Origin of the sequence: Shigella sp. FC1967, assembly GCF_001743005.1 — a bacterium.
Taxonomy (GTDB): Bacteria; Pseudomonadota; Gammaproteobacteria; order Enterobacterales; family Enterobacteriaceae; genus Proteus.
In genome coordinates, this window is sequence record NZ_MIIZ01000587.1 from 1 (window position 1) to 23,006 (window position 23,006).

15 protein-coding genes and 1 pseudogene are annotated in these 23,006 nt (G+C 40.1%); 6 read left to right on the top strand and 10 right to left on the bottom strand.

All coding sequences use genetic code 11. The features are described 5' to 3' along the window. Positions 1 to 335: 335 nt before the first annotated feature. The 5 genes from serS to lrp form a co-directional block, all read right to left on the bottom strand. The gene (gene serS, locus BHE89_RS06080; protein WP_069368177.1) at positions 336 to 1,625 is read right to left on the bottom strand and encodes a serine--tRNA ligase; all 1,290 of its coding nucleotides are present in this window, start codon (positions 1,623 to 1,625) and stop codon (positions 336 to 338) included. A 118-nt stretch (positions 1,626 to 1,743) separates the two neighbouring features. Next, positions 1,744 to 3,093, bottom strand: coding sequence for a replication-associated recombination protein A (locus BHE89_RS06085; RefSeq protein WP_069368188.1), 1,350 nt, complete (start codon positions 3,091 to 3,093; stop codon positions 1,744 to 1,746). 7 nt (positions 3,094 to 3,100) lie between these two features. Then, positions 3,101 to 3,709: an outer membrane lipoprotein chaperone LolA gene (lolA, locus tag BHE89_RS06090; protein ID WP_069368176.1), complete on the bottom strand. Its 609-nt coding sequence runs from the start codon at positions 3,707 to 3,709 to the stop codon at positions 3,101 to 3,103. A 112-nt stretch (positions 3,710 to 3,821) separates the two neighbouring features. Further along, positions 3,822 to 7,583 carry a DNA translocase FtsK 4TM domain-containing protein gene (locus BHE89_RS06095; RefSeq protein WP_069368175.1) on the bottom strand — a complete coding sequence of 1,254 codons (3,762 nt, stop codon included), beginning with the start codon at positions 7,581 to 7,583 and terminating at the stop codon, positions 3,822 to 3,824. A gap of 132 nt (positions 7,584 to 7,715) precedes the next feature. Continuing rightward, on the bottom strand, positions 7,716 to 8,210 hold the full coding sequence (lrp, locus tag BHE89_RS06100; RefSeq protein ID WP_004244566.1) for a leucine-responsive transcriptional regulator Lrp: 495 nt from the start codon (positions 8,208 to 8,210) through the stop codon (positions 7,716 to 7,718). 546 nt (positions 8,211 to 8,756) lie between these two features. Here lrp and trxB point away from each other — a divergent pair. The 5 genes from trxB (at position 8,757) to infA (ending at position 14,634) form a co-directional block, all read left to right on the top strand. Next, entirely contained in the window at positions 8,757 to 9,716 is a 960-nt protein-coding gene (gene trxB / locus BHE89_RS06105; protein WP_069368174.1) for a thioredoxin-disulfide reductase, read from the top strand. 141 nt (positions 9,717 to 9,857) lie between these two features. Next, a complete protein-coding gene (gene cydD / locus BHE89_RS06110; RefSeq protein ID WP_069368173.1) occupies positions 9,858 to 11,627 on the top strand; it encodes a heme ABC transporter permease/ATP-binding protein CydD in 1,770 nt (589 codons plus the stop codon). Between the two features lie 2 nt (positions 11,628 to 11,629). Beyond that, the gene (gene cydC, locus BHE89_RS06115) at positions 11,630 to 13,381 is read left to right on the top strand and encodes a heme ABC transporter ATP-binding protein/permease CydC (RefSeq protein ID WP_069368172.1); all 1,752 of its coding nucleotides are present in this window, start codon (positions 11,630 to 11,632) and stop codon (positions 13,379 to 13,381) included. A 1-nt stretch (position 13,382) separates the two neighbouring features. Continuing rightward, positions 13,383 to 14,075 (top strand): leucyl/phenylalanyl-tRNA--protein transferase, encoded by a 693-nt coding sequence (aat, locus tag BHE89_RS06120; protein ID WP_069368171.1) that lies wholly within the window; start codon positions 13,383 to 13,385, stop codon positions 14,073 to 14,075. 340 nt (positions 14,076 to 14,415) lie between these two features. Then, positions 14,416 to 14,634 (top strand): translation initiation factor IF-1, encoded by a 219-nt coding sequence (gene infA, locus BHE89_RS06125; RefSeq protein ID WP_004244560.1) that lies wholly within the window; start codon positions 14,416 to 14,418, stop codon positions 14,632 to 14,634. 122 nt (positions 14,635 to 14,756) lie between these two features. Here infA and clpA read toward each other — a convergent pair whose 3' ends face one another. Continuing rightward, positions 14,757 to 17,048 (bottom strand): ATP-dependent Clp protease ATP-binding subunit ClpA, encoded by a 2,292-nt coding sequence (gene clpA, locus BHE89_RS06130; RefSeq protein WP_069368170.1) that lies wholly within the window; start codon positions 17,046 to 17,048, stop codon positions 14,757 to 14,759. Positions 17,049 to 17,078: 30 nt separating this feature from the next. Beyond that, complete coding sequence (gene clpS / locus BHE89_RS06135) at positions 17,079 to 17,393, bottom strand: ATP-dependent Clp protease adapter ClpS (protein WP_069368169.1); 315 nt, start codon at positions 17,391 to 17,393, stop codon at positions 17,079 to 17,081. A 288-nt stretch (positions 17,394 to 17,681) separates the two neighbouring features. On the opposite strand from clpS, the gene cspD reads away from it, so the two are divergent. Beyond that, positions 17,682 to 17,891 carry a cold shock domain-containing protein CspD gene (cspD, locus tag BHE89_RS06140; RefSeq protein WP_023581298.1) on the top strand — a complete coding sequence of 70 codons (210 nt, stop codon included), beginning with the start codon at positions 17,682 to 17,684 and terminating at the stop codon, positions 17,889 to 17,891. A 141-nt stretch (positions 17,892 to 18,032) separates the two neighbouring features. Here the strand turns inward: cspD and macB are convergent. The 3 genes and pseudogenes from macB to BHE89_RS06155 form a co-directional block, all read right to left on the bottom strand. Next, positions 18,033 to 19,980, bottom strand: a pseudogene (gene macB, locus BHE89_RS06145) (macrolide ABC transporter ATP-binding protein/permease MacB). After that, on the bottom strand, positions 19,980 to 21,089 hold the full coding sequence (macA, locus tag BHE89_RS06150; protein ID WP_069368167.1) for a macrolide transporter subunit MacA: 1,110 nt from the start codon (positions 21,087 to 21,089) through the stop codon (positions 19,980 to 19,982). The pseudogene macB and the gene macA overlap by 1 nt, the downstream one beginning before the upstream one ends. A 135-nt stretch (positions 21,090 to 21,224) precedes the next feature. Continuing rightward, entirely contained in the window at positions 21,225 to 22,901 is a 1,677-nt protein-coding gene (locus tag BHE89_RS06155; RefSeq protein WP_069368166.1) for an ATP-dependent nuclease, read from the bottom strand. Between the last annotated feature and the right edge of the window lie 105 nt (positions 22,902 to 23,006).

The following is a 23,006-nucleotide window of genomic DNA, read 5'->3' on the forward strand; positions in this document are numbered from 1 at the left end:
ATCCATAATCAAACTATCGATTATATAGAAATCGCAATGGACGATTTTGTTAATATGACAAACGAAAGAAAAATAGAGATATTTCTCACTTTATTACCTTATTTATCTCAGCCTCATTAAATTACAACGTATTGAATTAATGCGTAACAAACACATCATTGATCATGTAATATTCTTATCAGTACTTTATTTCAATTACAACTTCTGAGCTTTTTATTTCGTTCTATGCTATTAAACAAAAACCCTCTGCCTAAGCAGAGGGTTAATTTATTAAACAAAAACCCTCTGCCTAAGCAGAGGGTTAATTTATTAATACTCAATTAATTAGATAATAATTAACCGATATATTCTAAACCGTTCATGTATGGGCGTAACACTTCTGGAATTTCAATACGACCATCAGCCATTTGATAGTTTTCCATAATCGCCACAAGAGTACGGCCTACGGCTAAGCCAGAACCATTTAAGGTATGAACTAATTGCGTTTTCTTGTCACCTTTAGCACGGAAACGTGCTTGCATACGACGCGCTTGGAAATCCCAGCAGTTAGAGCATGAAGAAATTTCACGGTAAGTATTTTGAGCCGGAACCCATACTTCTAAGTCATATGTTTTACGAGCACCAAAACCAATATCACCGGTGCACAGTACAACTTTACGATAGGGTAGATTCAGTAATTGCAGCACTTTCTCAGCGTGACCCGTTAACTCTTCTAATGCTTCCATTGATTTTTCAGGATGAACGATTTGAACCAGTTCAACTTTATCAAATTGGTGCATACGAATAAGACCACGAGTATCACGTCCATAAGAACCTGCTTCTGAACGGAAGCAAGGTGTATGCGCAGTCATTCGCAGTGGTAGATCGTCTTCTTCAAGAATGACGTCTCTTACCATATTTGTCACAGGTACTTCTGCTGTTGGAATAAGAGCGTATTGGCTTTCTGCTTCTTCTTCTAACGGTTTAGTGTGGAATAAATCTTCACTAAATTTAGGTAATTGACCTGTACCGTACAGTGTTGCGTGGTTAACCAAGTAAGGAACATACATTTCTTGGTAGCCGTGTTCTTCTGTATGCAGATTCAGCATAAATTGTGTGATAGCTCGATGTAAACGTGCAATTTGACCTTTCATCACAACAAAACGTGAACCCGTGATTTTCACTGCAGAAGCAAAATCTAAACCATCCGTTAGCTCACCTAAAGTCACATGATCTTTTAATTCAAAATCATACGTCTTTGGTGTACCCCAACGAGAAACTTCAACGTTTTCACTGTCATCTTTACCATTTGGAACAGCATCATCTGGCATATTTGGAATAGTTAAAACGTAATCACGAATTTCCGCTTGAAGCACCTCAAGTTCGGCTTTTGCAGCTTCAAGTTTTTCACCTAACAGGTTAACTTCTTGACGAAGTGGCTCAATATCTTCACCACGCGCTTTTGCCGCACCAATGGACTTCGATCGAGAATTACGTTCTGCTTGCAGGGATTCAGTTTCAACTTGTAACACCTTACGGCGTTCTTCTTGTTGACGGATTTTTTCCACATCGAGGGTGAACCCCCTGCGAGCCAGTTTTTCGGCGACCGCGTCTAGCTCATTACGCAGTAGATTTGGATCGAGCATGCTTATCCTGTGCTTATTGATAGATTAATAAAGACCTTCTCTCCTATCTTATAAAAAAGATATCTGAGACAAGGCATAGTTAAGAAATTAATGATATTTTAATAACCTTACCGCATCTTTACATTTTGCGATAGCGTTTTGTAACACTATTTTGATCTTGTTGAGAAAGCCAGTCTAATTTCTCTGCAACCTTGATCTCTAACCCTCTTTTTACTGGATAATAGTACTGCGTATTTGCCATTTCTTTAGGGAAATAGACTTCTCCTGCCGCATAAGCATTTGGTTCATCATGAGCATAACGATATTCAGCACCCAGCCCCATTTCTTTCATTAATTTTGTTGGCGCATTACGCAAATGCTCAGGTACATCATAATCTGGTTTACTTTTCGCATCAGCAATGGCTGCTTTAAAGGCGGTATAAACCGCATTACTTTTGGGCGCACAAGCCAGATACACAATTGCTTGAGCAATCGCACGTTCACCCTCTGCTGGGCCAACACGCGTAAAACAATCCCATGCAGCAATTGCGACTTGCATAGCGCGAGGATCAGCATTTCCCACATCTTCTGATGCTATTGCCAATAAGCGGCGAGCAACATAAAGCGGATCGCCACCTGCGGTTATGATCCTTGCATACCAATAAAGAGCAGCATCAGGTGCAGATCCCCTAACTGATTTGTGTAATGCAGAAATAAGATCGTAAAAGCGATCACCTTTATTATCAAAACGAGCGCTTCGCTCACCACTGATTTCTGTCAGTAATGCGGGTGTTAATACGCGTTTTCCTTGATTATCAACCTCAGCGATATCTGCCATCATTTCAAGCAAATTTAATGAACGACGCGCATCACCATTAACCAATTGTGCAATCATATTGCGTGTATCATCTGGCAGGATAATATTGCGCCCACCTAAACCTCGTTCGGGATCGTCCAGTGCTTGTTGTAGCACTTGCTCAATATCCACTTCGGTTAATGAGCGTAATAAATAAACCCTTGCTCTGGATAGCAACGCGGAATTTAATTCAAAAGAGGGGTTTTCTGTTGTTGCACCAATAAAAGTGATCGTACCGTCTTCAATATGAGGCAAAAAAGCATCTTGTTGACTCTTATTAAAGCGATGAACTTCATCAACAAACAAAATCGTTCTACGCCCTGCATTGCGGTTTTGGCGTGCAATTTCAATGGACTCTCTGATTTCTTTAATACCCGATGTCACCGCAGATAATCGTTCTATATCAGCTTGCGCATAGCGGCCAATGATCTCAGCAAGTGTGGTTTTACCCGTACCAGGAGGCCCCCATAAGATCATGGAATGCAATTGACCCGCTTTAATCGCTCGTGGTAATGGTTTACCTTCGGCAAGTAAATGAGTTTGTCCGATATATTGTTCTAACGTTTCAGGCCGCATTCTTGCGGCTAAAGGTTGGAACTCATTGCGTGAAAAATCGAGTGATAAATTACTCAAAATATCCTCACTGACGTTGGTCATCCACAGTCACACCCGCAGGAGGTGTAAAGCGAAACGCGGATGCATCGATTGGTGCCACAGTCTGTGCAGTCAATTGATAATTGCTTACTTGACCATCTTGTTCTGTGGCTGCAAATTGCTGAATTTGTCCGTTAGGTAATACCGTTATCGTAAAATGTTTTAAGCTATTTTCTACTTTAGGTGTTAACTCAAAGCGATCGCCAGACTGTTTTACGTCATAGTTTTGCCACTCTTTACTGTCATTACGAGCAATCAGCATAAAAGGGGTATTGGTTGTGGCACTTTCAAGCCAAGTTGCAGTAACTTGTTCTACAAACGGATTGTAAAACCACAATGTTTTACCATCAGAGATCAATGTACTCTCATCTGGCGCTGTCATTTGCCAATTAAACAAATCAGGGCGTTGTACTTTTAAATTACCTTCCCCTTTTTGGATAAGCGAGCCTTCATTACTGGTCACTGTTTGGCTAAAGTTTGCTTGAAAACTATTCACTTTATTTAATCGTTGCTGTAAATCTTGACGAGCATCAGCCCAAGCGACTTGGCTACTTATTAATGTCATCGCACACACTGCAAATAATACTTTTTTCATTCTACAAGCCTCGGCATGAGATAACGCCGACATAATGTCGGCGTATAAATTATTGATGATGTTGTGCAGATTACCAGCGATCTCATTAGCTGATAACTGTGTTTTCAAGATATTACATATCTGAAGGTGGTGGTGAAAGTACATCACGCGTATTGTTGTGATTTGGGGCACTCACAATACCTTGCATTTCCATCTGTTCCACAATTCTTGCTGCGCGGTTATAACCAATTCTAAATTGACGTTGCACACCAGAGATAGAAACACGTTGTTTTTCAACCACAAATTCTACAGCTTGGTCAAATAATGGATCAAGCTCTTCACCATCATCATATCCACCGCCACTATTGCCTTCACCATCTTCGCTACATTTTGTGATGGCTTCAATATATTGAGGACGACCTCGTGCTTTCCAGTCAGTTGCCACGGCATGTACTTCATCATCACTCACAAAAGCACCGTGAACACGTTCAGGAACAAAACCATTCGGTGCATAAAGCATATCCCCCATACCGAGTAATGACTCTGCACCACCTTGGTCTAAGATCGTTCGAGAGTCGATTTTACTCGATACAGTGAATGCAATACGGCTCGGAATATTGGCTTTAATTAAACCTGTAATAATATCAACAGAAGGTCTCTGCGTAGCGAGTACAAGGTGAATACCCGCTGCACGTGCTTTTTGTGCTAAGCGAGCAATCAGCTCTTCCACTTTCTTACCCGCTGTCATCATTAAATCAGCAAATTCATCAACGACAACGACAATATAAGGCTCTTTTTCCAATGTCGGTATTTCGGTTGCCATGCTATCGCTTGGTTTCCAGAATGGATCAGGAATAGGACGCGCCATTGCCTCGGCTTCTTTAATTTTTTCGTTATAACCTGCGAGATTACGCACGCCTAATGCTGACATTAGTTTATAACGACGTTCCATTTCAGCCACACTCCAACGCAAAGCACTTGCTGCATCTTTCATGTCGGTAACCACTTCTGTTAGAAGATGGGGGATCCCTTCATAAACCGAAAGCTCAAGCATTTTAGGGTCAATCATAATAAAGCGAACATCTTCTGGTTTCGCTTTATAAAGAATGCTGATAATCATCGCATTCACACCGACAGATTTACCTGAACCGGTTGTACCAGCAACAAGTAAGTGAGGCATTTTAGCCAAATTAGCAACAACGGGTTGACCACCGATATCTTTACCTAAAACCACAGTCAATGGAGAACGGCTATCACGAAATGCATCGCTATCTAACAACTCTCGCATATATACGGTTTGACGTTTCTTGTTAGGTAATTCCAGTCCTACATAAGGTTTCCCCGGAATAACTTCAACAATACGTACTGCAATAGCAGATAAGGAACGTGCTAAATCGCGTGATAAATTTGATATACGTGCAGCTTTTACGCCAGGTGCAAGTTCAAGTTCAAAACGAGTGATAACAGGCCCCGGCGAAATACCCACCACCTTAGCTTTTACACGATAATCATTCAGACGTGCTTCAATCAATTTACCCACTCGCTCAAGCTCAAACATATCAACAGGTTCTTCTTCTACTGGTGGTGTTGTGAGTAGATCCAGCGAAGGCATTGGTGTTGTTGGCTTTTGTAACGGCCTATCATTACGCATCAATAACGGATGAATTAAAGATTGCTGTTGCTGTTGCTGTTGCTGTTGCTGTTGCTGTTGCTGTTGCTGTTGCTGTTGCTGTTGCTGTTGCTGTTGCTGTGCAAAATGCTGAGCCATATTAGGCTGTGGCTCAATACGTGATTGCGATGCTATTTGGGGTGCAGCTTGTGGCGTAACAGGCTCTGAAACAATCGGTGTAAATATTGGCTCTATCGGATCTTCATCTAATAAATCATCAATTGGCGAGAATGCCTCTAATGCAGTGAGTTCTCTTTCTAGCTCGATTTTAGGGCTATACTCTTCCTCATCTTCATCACGAGGCGAGATTTGTAGAAAGGCATTGCTTGTTGGATATTCAACTTTTTTCTCAATAGTCTGCGTCGGTTGTGCAGATTGTGACGCAAATGAATGTTGAATATGAGGTTGATAACCCGTTGTTGCTTGCAATGAAGGGGCTGGTGTTGATATTTGAGGTAAAACATCATCTTCGTCATCATCTAACGAAACATCATCACCATAGCGATCCTGTAATTGTTGCTTAAATTGTGCGGCTAATTGTTTCTGATATTGCTCATCTTCATCAATATCATTGTTATTCTCTTCAGTAGAAGAGAATGTATTCGCGGTAACCGTTGGCTCATTATGATAATCATCTTGTTGATGACTAACTGAAGATATTGGTGTTGTCATATTTGGCTGATAGGATCCAATAATCTCTTCAGGATCAGCACTATCGCTCTCACCATAACGTTCGCGTTGCTGTTCGAGAAATTGCTGACGCAACGCTTGTTCAAAATTCGCTTGTTCTTGAATATCAGCTAATTCATCTTCTGGTTCAAATTGAACGGCTTCCTCACGACGACGCAATTCAGCTTCACGCTGTGAAGGTATATGAATGCCATAAAGCTCTCGACGTGTTGGCAATCGCACTGGATTTGGGCGTGGTAATTCAGGGCCTAATCCTTGTTTAACTTGAGAGCCATAATTAACAAAAGCACTAGTCGCTACACCAGTAGCCACCGTAGCAGCTTGTGTTAAAGGATCTGTATCAGGGGCTAGCGAAGAAAATGTCGGTTCAATACTGGCTGGTATAATACGCTCTGTTGATACAGATGACGGCTGTGCCATAGGTCCATTTTCTGATGGCACCACAGAAGGTGGATTATCTTCTGGTATTAAGTCAGCGGAACCTTGAGGAACATTAACGTCTGATTGAAATTCTTTCTTCAAGAAGGCTTCAGGAATATCAAAACGGTAATGCTCTGGTTCTTCCTCTTTATGCGCTGGTTGTGAAACCATGGCGGACACAAGAGGATCAGTTTGCGTCAATACTTGCGTTTGCTCATCTGCTATTTCATTTGTTGCTGAGAATGAGGGCAAATCATCTTCTTGTTCTACTTTTGGTTCTGCTTTTGGTTCTGCTTTTGGTTCTGCTTTAGGTTGTAATATTTCTATCTCTTGCTCTTGCTGACGAGCTAGCTCAAGTGCTGAAGGCGCAGAAAATAAAATATCATCGCTCTCTTCTGTTGTTAATTCAGATTGCTGACTTTCTTTTTGATTTGAGTTATCAACTAGTTCTGTAATAACGTCTTGAGTCTCTTCATCTTCCTCATAATCAGCTTCATTTCGACCTCTGTTGGTAATAAAGCCCACGCATCCTAAAATAACGGCACCAATTTTTTCTGTGATTGTTAGCCAAGACCAGCCCGTAAAGAGTGTAAAGCCAATTGCCCAAACAGATAACAAGGCAAGAGTAGCACCTAAAACATTAAACCACGGCAATAGCGCTTTGCTGAACAAACTTCCAATAACACCACCAGAACTGAAATTATAGATATCATCAAAATTAAGATCAGCCAATGCGCAAGAAGTCAAGATCAGAGCCAAAGCACCAATCGTGCGAAGTGCAAGAGAAAAGAAGTCGGTGTACTCACGGTTTTGTTGGTAGCGTAGAGAATTCCAGCATCCAAAAACCACGACAACAGGAATTGCATAGGCCAGTAAACCAAATGCAGAAAATAGAATATCAGCTAACCATGCTCCGATACTGCCGCCTAAATTTTGAATAGGCTCATTCCAAGTGGTTTGTGACCAGCTAGGATCAGAGGGATGAAAACTAAGTAATGAAACCATTAAAAAGATAGCACCAATGCCGATAAGGATGAGAATAGCTTCCCAAATACGGCGGCGGTTGCTTATCTTTGTTAAACGAATATTTTTATCTTCTGTATATTCCTGGCTCAAAGAGGGCTCTCCAGGTTTAACTTAGGGTGAATTAAAACGGAACAACGCTGAGATACCCCAGCGTTGAAACTGTATGCATAAACAGGAGTGTACCTAACTTTTTCCTGCTTTGCACCAACCTATTAAGTTGACTTAACGAGTTTTAATTACAAGGCGGTTACTTTGTTTAACTTCTTCCATAACCACGTATGTACGTGTGTCATTAACACCTGGAAGACGTAATAGTGTTTCGCCTAGTAATTTACGGTAAGCGGACATATCAGGTACACGAGTTTTCAACAGATAGTCAAAATCACCAGAAACTAAATGGCATTCTTGGATTTCTTCAAGTTTTTGAACAGCCATATTAAACTGTTCGAAAACATCTGGTGCACCACGGTTTAAGGTGATTTCCACAAATACCAATAATGAAGCATCTAAGTAATGTGGGTTTAACAGTGCAGTATAGCCAGAAATAAATCCTTGGCGCTCTAAACGACGTACACGCTCTAAACAAGGTGTTGGTGATAAACCTACACGTTTAGACAGCTCAACGTTTGAAATACGACCATCTTTTTGAAGCTCATTTAGAATATTCCGGTCTATTCTATCAAGATCTTTACCCGGACGTTTTTTATTATCAATCATCACTATACTCTCTTTCTCTTTTTCTCTTACTTTATTTTCCTATACCCATACCTGTGTACACCTTCAGCATCACTGTCGAAACTTCGGTATCAAACGGTCAGAGCAAACTACCAATCTATTTCCTTTTAATACCAGATAAAAATTCTATTTTATCCAAATACCCATTAGGAAATATCGCAAAATAACTACCCTACACCCTGTCTGTCTAAAAAATAATACGCGTAACATCCGAGGATAATTATCTTTAACAATCATGTTTTCGCAAATGTACAGCGGATTGTCAAAGCAAATGAGTAAAAATCAGAACAAGGCGCTATGTTATTCTCTATATACGCAAGATAAACATCAATTGTAAAGCAAAATGTTTCAGGTTAATTCGATGATGTTAGCCCAATATAACTCTATAATTATTAAACTATATTAGTATTAACTATTGCTAAAATAGCTAAAATATTATGTCTATTTCTCGTCATTGGCTTTTTTTAACGTCTTATTTCTCCTACAATCCCTCAATTCGCATCACGCCTAATCAGAGATGAGGTATACATGAACACCATCAAACATAGCAAACTTATTATTTTAGGTTCTGGCCCTGCGGGTTATACTGCCGCCGTTTATGCTGCAAGAGCAAACTTAGAACCAGTACTGATTACGGGTGTTGAAAAAGGCGGTCAGCTGACTACAACAACAGAAGTTGAAAACTGGCCCGGTGACCCAGAGGGATTAACAGGTCCTGGATTAATGGACCGCATGTTTCAGCACGCTGAAAAATTTAATACAGAGATTATCTCTGACCATATTAATAAAGTCGATCTGAAAAACCGTCCATTCCGCCTATTTGGCGATGAGCAAGAATATACGTGTGATGCATTAATTATCGCAACAGGTGCTTCTGCACGTTATATCGGTTTACCTTCAGAAGAATCTTTTAAAGGCAAAGGCGTTTCTGCTTGTGCAACATGTGACGGTTTTTTCTATCGTAACCAGAAAGTTGCTGTTGTCGGTGGCGGAAATACCGCTGTGGAAGAAGCACTTTATTTAGCTAATATTGCATCAGAAGTTCATCTGATCCACCGCCGTGATGCATTCCGTTCTGAAAAAATCTTAATTAACCGTCTAATGGACAAAGTAAACAGTGGCAATATTATTTTGCATACTGATCGTACCTTAGACGAAGTTCTTGGCGATGATATGGGTGTAACGAAAGTTCGCTTAAAAGATACTAAGAGCGATAAAACCGAAGAATTAGATGTTATGGGTGTCTTTATCGCTATTGGCCATAGTCCTAATACCGCTATTTTTGATGGTCAATTAGAACTGGACAATGGTTACATCAAAGTGCAATCAGGTACTCAAGGTAATGCAACACAAACCTCTATCGAGGGTGTTTTTGCAGCTGGTGACGTCATGGATCACATTTATCGTCAAGCAATTACCTCCGCAGGTACAGGCTGTATGGCGGCTTTAGATGCCGAACGTTACTTAGACGCACTAAAATCCAACTAAAATCCTCACTTCCTTTCAAGGCGCTATTTCAGTAGCGCCTTTTACCATGTAACATACTAGCTTGGTTGCCAAAGCGTATAACTACTTACCCTTGGCCTTTCTGATACTTTGTATCTCACCTGCAGATTTGAATCTTTTCTTATGGATAAAACTAAACAAAGTGAATTGGTTCGATGGCTGAAACAGCAAAGTGCTCCAGCCCGTCGATGGCTACGGCTATCAATGATCCTAGGTGTTGTAAGCGGTTTATTAATTATTGCACAAGCATGGTTATTAGCCGTTTTACTTCAAGCATTTATCATGGACAGTTTGAGTCGTGATACGCACATACCTACCTTTCTCACCCTTATTGGTATTTTTATCTTACGCGCTGTGGTGATGGCGATACGGGAACGTGTAGGTTATCGCTGTGGTATGGCGGTCAGACAACAAATTCGTAAAATTGTTCTTGATAGACTTGAAGAGCTAGGCCCTGTCTGGGTTAAAGGCAAACCCGCAGGAAGTTGGGCAACAATTATTCTAGAGCAAATAGAAGATATGCAAGATTACTATGCGCGCTATATCCCGCAAATGTATCTTTCTGCTATTGTTCCTCTCCTTATCCTTATCACCATCTTCCCTGTTAACTGGGCTGCTGGCTTGATCCTATTTTTCACCGCCCCACTGATCCCATTATTTATGGCATTAGTTGGATTAGGTGCAGCAGATGCTAATCGTAGAAACTTTCTCGCATTAGGCCGTTTAAGTGGTAATTTTCTCGATAGATTAAGAGGGTTAGATACATTACGATTATTTAACCGTGGTCATGCTGAAGTTAAACAGATTACGGAAGCAACAGAAGATTTCCGCAAACGTACCATGGAAGTGTTAAGAATGGCATTCCTTTCATCAGGCGTATTGGAATTCTTTACTGCTGTTTCTATCGCTGTTGTAGCTGTTTACTTTGGTTTTTCTTACTTAGGTGAACTTAATTTCGGGAGTTATGGTTTAGGAGTGACACTTTTCTCAGGCTTTTTAGCGCTGATCTTAGCCCCTGAATTTTTTCAACCTCTACGTGATTTAGGTACTTACTATCATGCTAAAGCACAAGCCATTGGTGCGGCTGAATCTCTGGTCGAATTTTTAGAAGCCGAAGGTGAAAAACCACAATTCACAGGCAATGAGCGTATCAATACAACAGAGAGTATTAAAATAACCGCTCATGAGCTAGAAATTCTATCGCATCAAGGTGTCAAACTTGCGGGTCCATTAAACTTTACCATTAACCCTAATCAACGAATTGCAATTGTCGGTCTAAGTGGCGCAGGCAAAAGCTCGTTATTAAATGCGTTGCTTGGTTTTTTACCTTATCGAGGTTCATTAAAAGTTAATGATATTGAATTGACGCAACTCTCGCCTGAAGCATGGCGTCAATGCTTAAGTTGGGTTGGTCAGAATCCTAATTTACCCGAACAAAGCTTGCTGGATAATATTCGCTTAAGCCAGCCTAATGCCAGCAATGAACAAATCAACCTAGCCATTGAAAAAGCGTATGTCAGCGATTTTATTAATGAGTTACCTGACGGCTTAAATACGATTATTGGCGATGGTGCTGCACGCCTTTCTGTTGGTCAAGCTCAGCGTATTGCTGTTGCTCGTGCTCTATTGTCTCCTTGTCAATTTTTGTTATTAGATGAGCCTGCTGCAAGCCTTGATTCTCATAGTGAACAACGTGTGATGCATGCACTTAATAACGCCTCATTAAATCAAACGACCTTACTGATTACACATCTACTCGAAGAAACATTCGGTTACGACCAAATTTGGGTGATGGAAAAAGGCCAAATTATTGAAACGGGCACTTATGCATCGTTAAGCCAACAGAACGGCACTTTTGCTCGCCTTCTTGCTCATCGTAAAGAGGAACTTTAATCATGAGGGTATTGCTTCCTTTTCTGGCGCTTTATCGCCGTCACTGGTTTATGTTACTGCTGGGAATTATTCTTGCTATTCTGACGTTACTGGCGAGTATTGGTCTTTTAACACTATCAGGCTGGTTTTTAGCAGGGACATCTCTTGCGGGGTTTGCGGGAATTTATAGTTTTAACTATATGCTACCCGCGGCAGGCGTTCGAGGTGCTGCAATTTTTCGTACCGCAGGTCGTTATTTTGAAAGACTTGTCAGTCATGACGCAACATTTCGCGTATTATCGCACCTACGTGTATTCACCTTTAAAAAGATCCTCCCGCTTTCACCGGGTGGAATAGCGCGTTTTCGTCAAGGTGAGTTACTGAACCGCTTAGTGGCTGATGTTGAAACACTCGATCACCTTTATATTCGCGTTATTTCCCCTATCATTGCCGCTTTTGTTGTCATTATGGCAATTATGTTTGGCCTTGGCTTAATCGATGCTCGTTTAGCCAATACGCTAGGTGGCATTATGCTTACCTTGCTGATTGTTTTGCCTTTCGTATTCTACTACGCAGGAAAGCCTATTGGACGTGATCTCACCGATTTACGAGGTCAATATCGCACAGTACTTACCAGCATGTTGCAAGGACAAGCCGAACTCACTGTTTTTGGTGCATTACCTCGTTTTAGGCAAAATTTAGCGCAACTTGAAGCTAAATGGCTGCGTAGACAAGCTCAACAAGCAAACTTAACCGGTTTATCACAATCATTAATGATCCTCGCATCGGGTCTAACAGCGACATTAATTCTATGGCTGGCGGCGGGAGGTATCGATAATAGCTTTATGCCAGAAGCATTAATTGCCTTATTTACGTTCTGTGCATTGGCAGCATTTGAGTCATTAGCGCCTGTTACTGTCGCTTTCCAGCATCTAGGACAAGTAATGACATCAGCAACGCGTATTTCTCATTTAATTGAACAACAACCTGATGTCACTTTTCCTGAAAAAGGAGGAGAATCCAACAATCACGCCACACTGACAATGCACGATATTTGTTTTACTTATCCAAACCAACCAATGCAAGTCATCAATCATATTGATTTAACGATTGACGCAGGACAACACATTGCCTTATTAGGAAAAACAGGTTGTGGCAAATCGACACTATTACAGTTGATCAATCGCGCTTTTGATCCGACTCACGGCACGATCAGTTTAAATAATGTGCCTATTGCTAATTATGATGAAGCGACATTACGTTCAATGATGTCAGTTGTCCCTCAACGCGTTCATGTCTTTAGCCACACATTAAGAGAAAATCTATTAATGGCAAAAGAACAAGCAACAGATGAAGAGCTTGAACAGGTTCTTCAGCAAGTTGGTCTTGGACAACTACTTGAAAATGATGAAGGCTTAAATGCATGGATGGGTGATGGTGGTAGGCAGCTCTCTGGTGGCGAGCAGCGACGTTTAGGACTTGCAAGAGCCCTACTCCACAATGCACCTCTTGTATTGCTTGACGAGCCAACAGAAGGTCTTGATGCCGATACAGAACAGCAGATCCTTACACTCTTACATCAGCATTGCCAAGGTAAGACGGTATTAATGATCACCCACAGACTTCATGGTTTAGATAAAATGGATAAAATCTGCGTTATGGATGGCGGTAAAATCGTTGAAACAGGCACCCATGCTTCGTTATTACACCAACAGGGGCATTATGCTAAGTTTCACCAAAGACAAGCGCTATTAACACCAACTCACGAGGCATAATATGCCATTGTTTCAATTAGATGATAGTGATTTGGATTTTCCAGAACCTCATTTAGCGTTAAAAGAGCCTAATGGTTTATTAGCAATAGGGGGAGAAATCTCCCTTGCACGATTACGTATTGCCTATCAATCGGGTATTTTTCCTTGGTATTTCCCTAACGAGGAACCGCTATGGTGGTCACCCGACCCAAGAGCGGTTTTATCGGCGGGTGATTTGCATATTGGGCGTAGTTTACGTAAATTTATTCAGCGCCAGAATTATAAAATTACGTTAAATCATGCCTTTGCTTCAGTTATTGAAGCATGTTCTGTACGTGAAGAAGGAACATGGATAGGTCCTGATATAAAAACAGGTTATAACGCGCTTCATCAACAAGGTGAAGCTCACTCTGTTGAGGTTTGGGAAGATGATGAACTCATTGGAGGATTATATGGTGTAAACATCGGCGCCGTTTTTTGTGGCGAATCTATGTTTAGCCGTAGAGATAACGCATCTAAATGTGCCTTTATTGCTTTTTATAACCATTTTCTTCGTTATGGGGGTCAACTATTTGATTGTCAGGTGCTAAACTCTCATACTGCCTCATTAGGCGCCACTGAGATTTCACGTGAACATTATTTAGTTGCGTTAGCTCGTTGGAAAAAAGTGATTATTGATAAAAAGTGTTGGTATCAGCAATCGTTGGAATTATAATCACTGCTTGTTTTTGTAAAGCCCTTCTTAATTTAAGACAGAATCGAGAAGATCATTCTGTTATTTATGCAAAAAGGTTTATACAAAAATTTTATCTTGCACACCCATTATGTGGTTAGGGTGTTGCTATTTTATTGCTACAAATACCACAAAACAAAGAATTACGACTTCTGTTATTACTTTTTATTTCACAAAGTAAAACGCAAGTTGCGGTAAGGATGTTAAGTGCAATAGCAAGGTGAACACCATTGCTTCCCAATAACATTCCTTTACATAGGACAATATTTTCGGCATTATCTTGCCGTTTAAAAAATATGGTTATTAAAACTTAGAGGATTAGATGGCCAAAGAAGACAACATTGAAATGCAAGGCACTGTACTGGATACTCTGCCAAACACGATGTTCCGTGTAGAATTAGAAAACGGACACGTCGTTACCGCTCATATCTCAGGAAAAATGCGTAAAAACTATATTCGTATCCTGACAGGCGACAAGGTTACCGTTGAGCTGACCCCATATGACCTGAGCAAAGGCCGTATCATCTTCCGTAGCCGTTGATCCCAATCTGTTCTCTCCCGCTATTGTCATATAACGGGTGAAAAAAACACCACAGGCAAGGCATTTATCGATGCTCACCTGTGGTGTATGCTTTTATAGCTTAGTCAGATTAACCGCTATCCTTAGATAACGGTGTCTTCATTCTTAGCCAGTTTCTCTTGGCTAATAAACTCATAATTCAATTTATCTGCCAGCTTATCAAGCGTCACAGAAACTGAACCACCATTGACAAGAGAACCAAATAAAATCTCATTAGCTAATGGTTTTTTCAAGTTATCTTGAATAACACGCGCCATTGGTCTTGCACCCATCGCTCTATCATAACCTTTATGACACAACCATTGACGTGCTTCTTGGCTAACTTCTAGCGATACCCCTTTATCATCTAACTGCACTTGTAGTTCAACAATAAATTTATCCACAACCATAGAGATAATTTCTGGTGATAAGGCATTAAACCAAATAATACTATCTAAACGGTTACGAAATTCGGGTGAGAAAGCTTTTTTGATTTCAACCATCGCATCAGTGCTGTTGTCTTGCTCTGTAAACCCAATCGATTTACGTTGCGTTTCACGCACACCGGCATTGGTTGTCATCACTAAAATGACATTACGAAAATCAGCTTTACGACCATTATTATCCGTTAATGTGCCGTTATCCATTACCTGCAACAGAATATTGAATACATCAGGATGTGCTTTCTCGATTTCATCAAGTAACACAACGGAATAGGGATTTTTGATAACAGCGTCTGTTAATAATCCACCTTGGTCAAAACCAACATAACCTGGAGGCGCACCAATTAAACGACTGACCGTATGCCTTTCCATATATTCCGACATATCAAAACGTAGCAATTTAACATTCAACGCTTTTGCTAACTGTACAGTGACTTCCGTTTTACCTACCCCAGTAGGACCTGCAAATAAGAACGAGCCCACGGGTTTATTCTCTTGACTTAATCCTGCACGACTCATCTTAATCGATTCAGATAAAGCATGAATTGCTTGATCCTGACCGAATACCAACATTTTTAATTGGTTATCAAGATTTTTCAGTATTGATTTATCACTGCTAGAAACTGTTTTTTCCGGAATACGTGCAATTTTAGCGACGACCGACTCAATATCTGAGACATTAATCGTTTTTTTACGTTTGCTTGGAGCTATTAAACGTGTTTTTGCACCTGCTTCGTCAATAACATCAATCGCTTTATCAGGTAGATGTCTATCCGTAATGTATTTTACAGATAAGTCCACCGCAGCCTGAATCGCTTTATTGGTATAACGTACATCATGGTGTGCTTCGTATTTCTGGCGCAATCCTTTGATGATCAAAACCGTCTCATCTGGAGAGGGTTCAGTGACATCAATTTTTTGGAAACGACGCGCGAGCGCCCTGTCTTTTTCAAAGATATTGCTAAATTCTTGATAAGTCGTAGAGCCTATAACACGAATTCGACCACCAGATAACAATGGTTTAATTAAGTTTGCGGCATCAACTTGTCCCCCAGATGCTGCTCCAGCACCGATAATGGTGTGGATCTCATCAATAAATAAGATGCTTTTTTCATCTTTTTCAAGGGTTTTCAGTAATGCTTTAAACCGTTTCTCAAAATCGCCACGATATTTTGTTCCCGCTAATAACGAACCAATATCGAGTGAATAAATAGTGTAACCTTTCATCACATCAGGCACATCATCTTGCTCAATACGCCATGCAAGCCCTTCTGCGATAGCTGTTTTACCGACACCTGATTCCCCCACTAATAAGGGGTTATTCTTCCGACGACGGCATAATACTTGGATAGTTCTTTCTAATTCAGCTTGGCGCCCAATTAGGGGATCAATTTTACCTTGGCGAGCTAACTGATTAAGGTTAGTGGTAAAATTATCCATATGATCGTCACCTTGAGGCATCTCTTGCTGAGATTGTGCGTTCATATCATTCATGTCAGAAAGATCTTCGTTTTGTTGATCTTCTTTTGAAATACCATGAGAAATAAAGTTAACGACATCAAGACGACTAACATCGTGTTTACGTAATAAGTAAGCTGCGTGAGATTCTTGTTCACTAAATATAGCCACCAGCACATTAGCACCTGTGACTTCATTTTTACCCGATGATTGAACATGAAAAACAGCGCGCTGTAATACACGCTGAAAACTCAGCGTTGGCTGTGTTTCTCTGTCCACATTTTCAGGTAGAATTGGGGTTGTTTTACGAATAAAGACTTCAAGTTCTTCGCGTAAGACTGCCAGATCGACTTTACAAGCTTCCAATGCTTCGCGTGCCGATTTATTACTTAATAGCGCCAACAACAGGTGCTCTACAGTCATAAATTCGTGTCTGTTATCACGGGCTTTCGCGAATGCAACATTAAGACTCAGCTCTAATTCGTGATTAAGCATAAGCACCTCCTCCTTAAAAGACTAACCGGATCATGCCTGTTCAAGAGTACACAAAAGTGGGTATTCGTTTTCTCTTGCATACAGATTAACTTGAGCCACTTTTGTTTCGGCAATATCCGCACTATAAACCCCACAAACTCCTTTTCCTTTATGATGAACGTCCAACATAATTTGCGTTGCTTTTTCCTCGCTAAGAAAAAAATACATCGTAAGCACTTCTACAACAAAATCCATGGGAGTGTAATCATCATTATTCAAGATCACCTTATACATTGCTGGTGGCTCATTTTTCTGATGAACATCATCCCTTAACGTGGTTTCTGTTAAAAAATCAAACTGACCCATTGTTTTGCATTACTCATAGTTTTGTTAAACATCACTTTCAATTATGACATTTAGTTTACCATCTCACAGGAAAGTCTGCCTATCAACGCTTTTTTATTCCTTCTTTTTACATTCAAAAAATGACAAAGCGTTAGCTACATCAAAATTTCATCTACTCGAAACACTTTCTATCCCCTCCACCTCTTGACGATTGAAACAATAAAATAGAGTATGTTTTATGAACAGCTCAGTAAATATACTGAAAGTGATGTTAAACAAATAAATACAAGTATATGAGAGAAGCTAAGTATGGAGACAGGTACAGTAAAGTGGTTCAATAATGCAAAGGGTTTTGGTTTTATTACCCCAGCAAAAGGTGGCGATGATATTTTTGCCCACTATTCAACAATCAGAATGGAAGGTTACCGCACACTTAAAGCGGGACAGAAAGTTAATTATAGCACGATAAAAGGGCCTAAAGGTGATCATGCTGACCTTATCATTCCTATTATCGAATAAAAGGTAAATACAGCATAGATTAACCCAATAAAAATACCTTTTGCTCACGATAACGTACTCTAGTTAAATAGAATGCCTAACTCATTCAAATAAAAGCCCTTTATAATTTAAGGGCTTTTATCTTATCGTTTGAGTTATTCTCTATTCACGCGCAAGGGCATCTATTGGATTCATTTTTGCTGCATTTCTTGCGGGTAAAAATCCGAAAATAACACCAATGGCCGTCGAGCAAATAAAAGCACTCACTAATGCAATGGGTTGAAATACAAAATGCCAATCAGGCAACATAACACTAGCCACCATCGCAATACCAAATGAAAGGCCTATTCCTAATAATCCACCAACTAAACAAACCAACACAGATTCGATAAGGAATTGTTGCATCACATCACTCGCTCTAGCCCCCACCGCCATTCTAATACCTATTTCTCGCGTTCTTTCCGTTACTGAAACCAGCATAATATTCATTACACCAATCCCACCGACGACTAATGAAATAACGGCCACTAAAGTGAGAAACAGTTGCATTGTTTGTGTTGTGCTTTCAGCGGCCTTAATAAAACTATCAAGGTTATAAGTAAAAATATCTTTTTTACCGTGTCTGATCGTTAATAAACGGATAATTTGTTGCTCCGCAACACTGGCGTCATAACCTTCAGTAGCTCTTACTGTAATACTATCAAGATAACTTCGATTTAAAATACGACTATTTAATGTGCTATAAGGCACCCATACTTTGAGCGATTGACCATTGCCAAAAGCCGATTTCTTTTCAGCAATAACACCAACAATTGTAGAGGGAATATTGCGAATAATAATTTGTTCACCAATAACCTCTTTTTGAGTAGGAAAGAACCGCTGACGGGTATTTTCATCAATAACGACAACTTGAGCTTGCCGCTGGATCATATCAGGTGTAAATGAGCGGCCTTGTGAAAACTTCATCGCATACACAGTAAAATAATCATCACTAACCCCTGTAACAGATGCAGGCGAATCTTGGTTTCCACGGCGTAATCGTGTACTAAATTGTACTTGTGGTGTAACCGCTTGTACGTAAGATTGTTGCTTTAAAGCGAAGACATCTTGCAGTGTTAACGATTGTCTATCTTCTGGTGAATCACTACCAAAGTCTTTCCCTGGATAAATATCAATTGTATTCGAGCCAATCGCCTTTATATCTGCCAATACCATGCTTTTAGCAGCATCCCCAATGACAATAATCGTAACAACAGAGGCTATACCGATAATAATGCCGAGCATCGTTAGCAACGTGCGTATTTTATTCACCACCATTGCGCGCCTAGCCATATCTAATGCTTGTGTAAAACGCCCGAATATTTGCCCTAAATAGGGAGAAGCTAAAGCCGTTGTTGTCTCTTTTTTTTACTTTATTTACCGTTATTTGATGGCAATTATCATTAATAATTTTACCATCTTTTATTTCTATAATTCGCTCTGCCTGTGCTGCAATTAAAGGATCATGAGTAACGATAATAACCGTATGCCCTTGTTCATTTAATTGTTTAAGAATAGACATCACCTCTTTACCAGAATGGCTATCTAATGCCCCTGTGGGTTCATCAGCAAGAATGACTTCACCACCGTTCATTAATGCTCTAGCAATACTTACACGCTGTTGCTGACCGCCAGAGAGTTGATTGGGGCGATAATCAACACGATCGCCTAATCCTAAGCGCGTTAAGAGCTCGCGAGCCCTCTCTTTTCGTTGAGCGGCATTTTTATCTGCATAAATCGCGGGAATTTCGACATTCTGTTCTGCACTTAAATGCGCCATTAAATGGTAGCGCTGGAAGATAAAGCCAAAATGCTCACGGCGTAATGCAGCAAGCTGATCACCTTCCATTTTCGCAACACTTTGCCCTGCCACTTTATATTCACCGCAACTTGGTTTATCTAAGCAGCCTAAAATATTCATTAAAGTCGATTTTCCAGAGCCAGAAGCGCCAATAATCGCCACCATTTCTCCAGCATTAATCGTTAATGAAACTTTATTGAGAACAACCGTTTCTTCTTCACCATTGGTATATAAACGGCTAACCTCATTGAGCTCTAATAATGCAGGCATCATGCATCTCCTGAAGCTTCACCCAGAATAACCTCATCGTTTTCTTTCAATCCGCTGAGAACTTCTGCATAAACATCAGTACGCATACCTATTTTTACTGTACGCTTTTCTGGCTGACCATTAACCAATACATCAACATAATATTCATTAATTCCTGCATCATCACCTAATACAGAAAGTGGAACGAGAAGCACATCTTTCTTATTTTCGATAAGAATTTTAACTTGCGCAGTCATTTGTAAACGTAATAAATGTTGTTCATTAGGTACTTCAAAACGGGCATAGTAAAAAATAGCATCATTAATTTTTTCAGGTGTAGGCAAAATATCTTTCAATTTACCGCTGAAAGCTTTATCTGGTGCACCTAAAACCGTAAAAGAGGCGCTAAGATCCGGCTTTAAATAAATGACATCCGCTTCTGATACTTCTGCCTTTACTAACATGGTGTCTAAATCAGCCAACGTTAAAATAGTCGGTGCTTCTTGTGCTGCAATTACCGTTTGGCCTTCAAGGGTTTTAATAAAGGTCACAACCCCATCCATAGGCGCGGTTATCCGTGTATATTGCAGATTCGTTTTTGCAGTATCTAACGTCGCTTGATTCTTTTTAATTTGTGCTTGATAAGTGATGATGCGTGCTTTTTTTACTTCGACATCGGTTTTAGTGCGATCAAGCTCATCTTGTGCAATAGCATGAGTGCCAATGAGTTTTAATTGACGTTGATAAGTTAATTGCGCTAAACGTAATTCGGCCTGTGCTTGTTGAAGATTAGCTTTAAGCTCATTACTTGTTTCTTGAGATTCAGTGACGTCATTTTGCGCTTTTTTAGGATCTATAATGGCGAGTAAGTCCCCTTTTTTAACCACATCCCCTTCTTTTACAAAGAGCGATTGTAATTGACCACTGACTTGTGCCCCCACATCAACTTTACGCACAGCATCTAGTTTACCTGTTGCGGTGACTTCTTTTGACAGATCACCTCGCGTGATCTGCTGTGTTTGATATATCGGTGCCTTCTCTTTTGGCAAAAAAAAGTACGTGCCAATAGCGGCAACAATTAAAATAAGGGTGAGCACTCTCCCTCGCTTTTTTAAAGATAAAAAAGCCATACGTTTTCCTTTTCAAACATAGAGATATAATAAATCATACAAAGCGTTAGCTATGAGGTTTTATTCTCATAGCTAAATAAAATAAGTGTAGATCTCGCGAAATTATCTTACTGGCACAAGTGTAGTGAATTCGAATTAATTCGCCTTACCTCTTGCAAGCCATGCAACACGAGAGAACATACTTTTTAGTATGGAAGGGATGGAGTCTACTCCACGTTTAGCCGCATTATTCGCCACCATTAGTGCGAGATCAGGCTTCGATGAACGTTGAATAGCTTTAATGATCACGCGTCGAGTTGGCCATTTTTCATTATCGGGTACACCAGCAACATCATGATATACATTACGAAAACCTTCTTTGTATAAAAAGTGTTCCATATCTAACGCTGGCAATTTCGTTAATCTATCCCGCTCTGCATCATTACTTTTTAATGCAAAATCCTTAACAGTAGCGGCATATTTCTTACCCGCTTCATCACCATCCACCAAAGTATGCCATTCTATACCCATATAAGTTGCATACTTTAATAATGGCTTAAGCCCACACTGAGCAAACTCAATAACTTTTATTCCTTCGGCTTCAAAAAAATAATTACATTGCCTTGCCAGTTCATTCATTAACCAAATCTCTGTTTCACCTTCCACCAATAACCAACAACGCGCAAATAACGCAGAGGGGCGATTATAACGAATATGAAAAGAGATACGTCGCTCTTCATCAGAATGCAGTTGCTGCCCTCCAACACGATAAGCAGCAACTTTATCGGTATCACGCACTAAACGGCAAACGCTCTCTAAGGGTGCAAGTGACAGTAACTCACCTGAATTTGTGGTTGTGAGTCGTTGCAATGAAAAAAGATTGAGTAATCCCCAAGCCACCGAGAGCATAATAGGATGTAAACGCGTTTCTGGATTTTCAACAATCACGATAGGTCTCGCATAAGGATCAAGCGCAACACTACCACGAGACTGTAAGATAGAAGAAAACATCCCCAAGATAATTAATCGAATACTTCTCTGATTGGGTTTTGCCAACACTTTATTAATATTTTCTAAGGCATGCCACCCACGTACATGAGGCTCGTTAACTTTGCAATGACGAGGGCGAGATTTAAACAGCAATGAACCATGATCTGCAAAATAGTGCCCTAACAGTTGTTGCATTGCATCAAGACCTTCACGTAAATCTTCATCTGACAATTCGTCAGGATTTTTGACTAACGCTTTGGTTAACTCACTCATTTTATTATTAAACGCTTCTCGGTGAGGATTATTATGAGAATCGATAACATCAGAGGCTAAATCACGAACAAAACGTGCATCTTGTAAGCGAAGTACAGGATAAAGCCTAACAATCTCTGCAATGATTTCTTGCGTTTGCCCATTAGGTAAGCGAATTTGCTTCCCTTCTTTATCGAGAAAATAGCGAAATGTTTTTACATTCTTTTGTTCATCTAATTCAGCACTGATACGGTAATAGATATGTTTAAGATCATCACCATTTTCAACCCATACAGGTGCTATTTTATGGAAACGATAAGAGCGGTGACGTCCAGGGCGAGATTCTGTAAACGTTAGAATAATTTGTAGGCTTTTTTTGCTATTTTCTTCAGGCTCATTCGGCAAACGATGGAAATCATCGGGTGTAAATGCATATTGATAGGTTTCAATACCCAAACTGAGTGTTAACGCATCAAGTAATGAGCTTTTACCCCACGCATTTTCACCCACTAAGACTGTATTCATATCAAGAGGTAATGAAAGACGATTAAGTCCACGGAATCCAACGATTTCCACTCTTTCTAAATACATAAAATTCCTCGTTAGTTACGACTAAGCTATGATTTTATTTTATTCTTAATCAGCTAATAATTTCACTTAATGAATAATTTTCATTAAATCATATGTTCAAGATAG

Bases quoted from the DNA above. Each gene is read 5' to 3' on its own strand.
- trxB (WP_069368174.1), top strand. From the start codon at position 8,757: ATGAACACCATCAAACATAGCAAACTTATTATTTTAGGTTCTGGCCCT.
- cydD (WP_069368173.1), top strand. From the start codon at position 9,858: ATGGATAAAACTAAACAAAGTGAATTGGTTCGATGGCTGAAACAGCAA.
- BHE89_RS06155 (WP_069368166.1), bottom strand. From the start codon at position 22,901: ATGTATTTAGAAAGAGTGGAAATCGTTGGATTCCGTGGACTTAATCGT.
- lrp (WP_004244566.1), bottom strand. From the start codon at position 8,210: ATGATTGATAATAAAAAACGTCCGGGTAAAGATCTTGATAGAATAGAC.
- infA (WP_004244560.1), top strand. From the start codon at position 14,416: ATGGCCAAAGAAGACAACATTGAAATGCAAGGCACTGTACTGGATACT.
- serS (WP_069368177.1), bottom strand. From the start codon at position 1,625: ATGCTCGATCCAAATCTACTGCGTAATGAGCTAGACGCGGTCGCCGAA.
- clpA (WP_069368170.1), bottom strand. From the start codon at position 17,048: ATGCTTAATCACGAATTAGAGCTGAGTCTTAATGTTGCATTCGCGAAA.
- cydC (WP_069368172.1), top strand. From the start codon at position 11,630: ATGAGGGTATTGCTTCCTTTTCTGGCGCTTTATCGCCGTCACTGGTTT.
- macA (WP_069368167.1), bottom strand. From the start codon at position 21,089: ATGGCTTTTTTATCTTTAAAAAAGCGAGGGAGAGTGCTCACCCTTATT.
- clpS (WP_069368169.1), bottom strand. From the start codon at position 17,393: ATGGGTCAGTTTGATTTTTTAACAGAAACCACGTTAAGGGATGATGTT.
- aat (WP_069368171.1), top strand. From the start codon at position 13,383: ATGCCATTGTTTCAATTAGATGATAGTGATTTGGATTTTCCAGAACCT.
- cspD (WP_023581298.1), top strand. From the start codon at position 17,682: ATGGAGACAGGTACAGTAAAGTGGTTCAATAATGCAAAGGGTTTTGGT.
- lolA (WP_069368176.1), bottom strand. From the start codon at position 3,709: ATGAAAAAAGTATTATTTGCAGTGTGTGCGATGACATTAATAAGTAGC.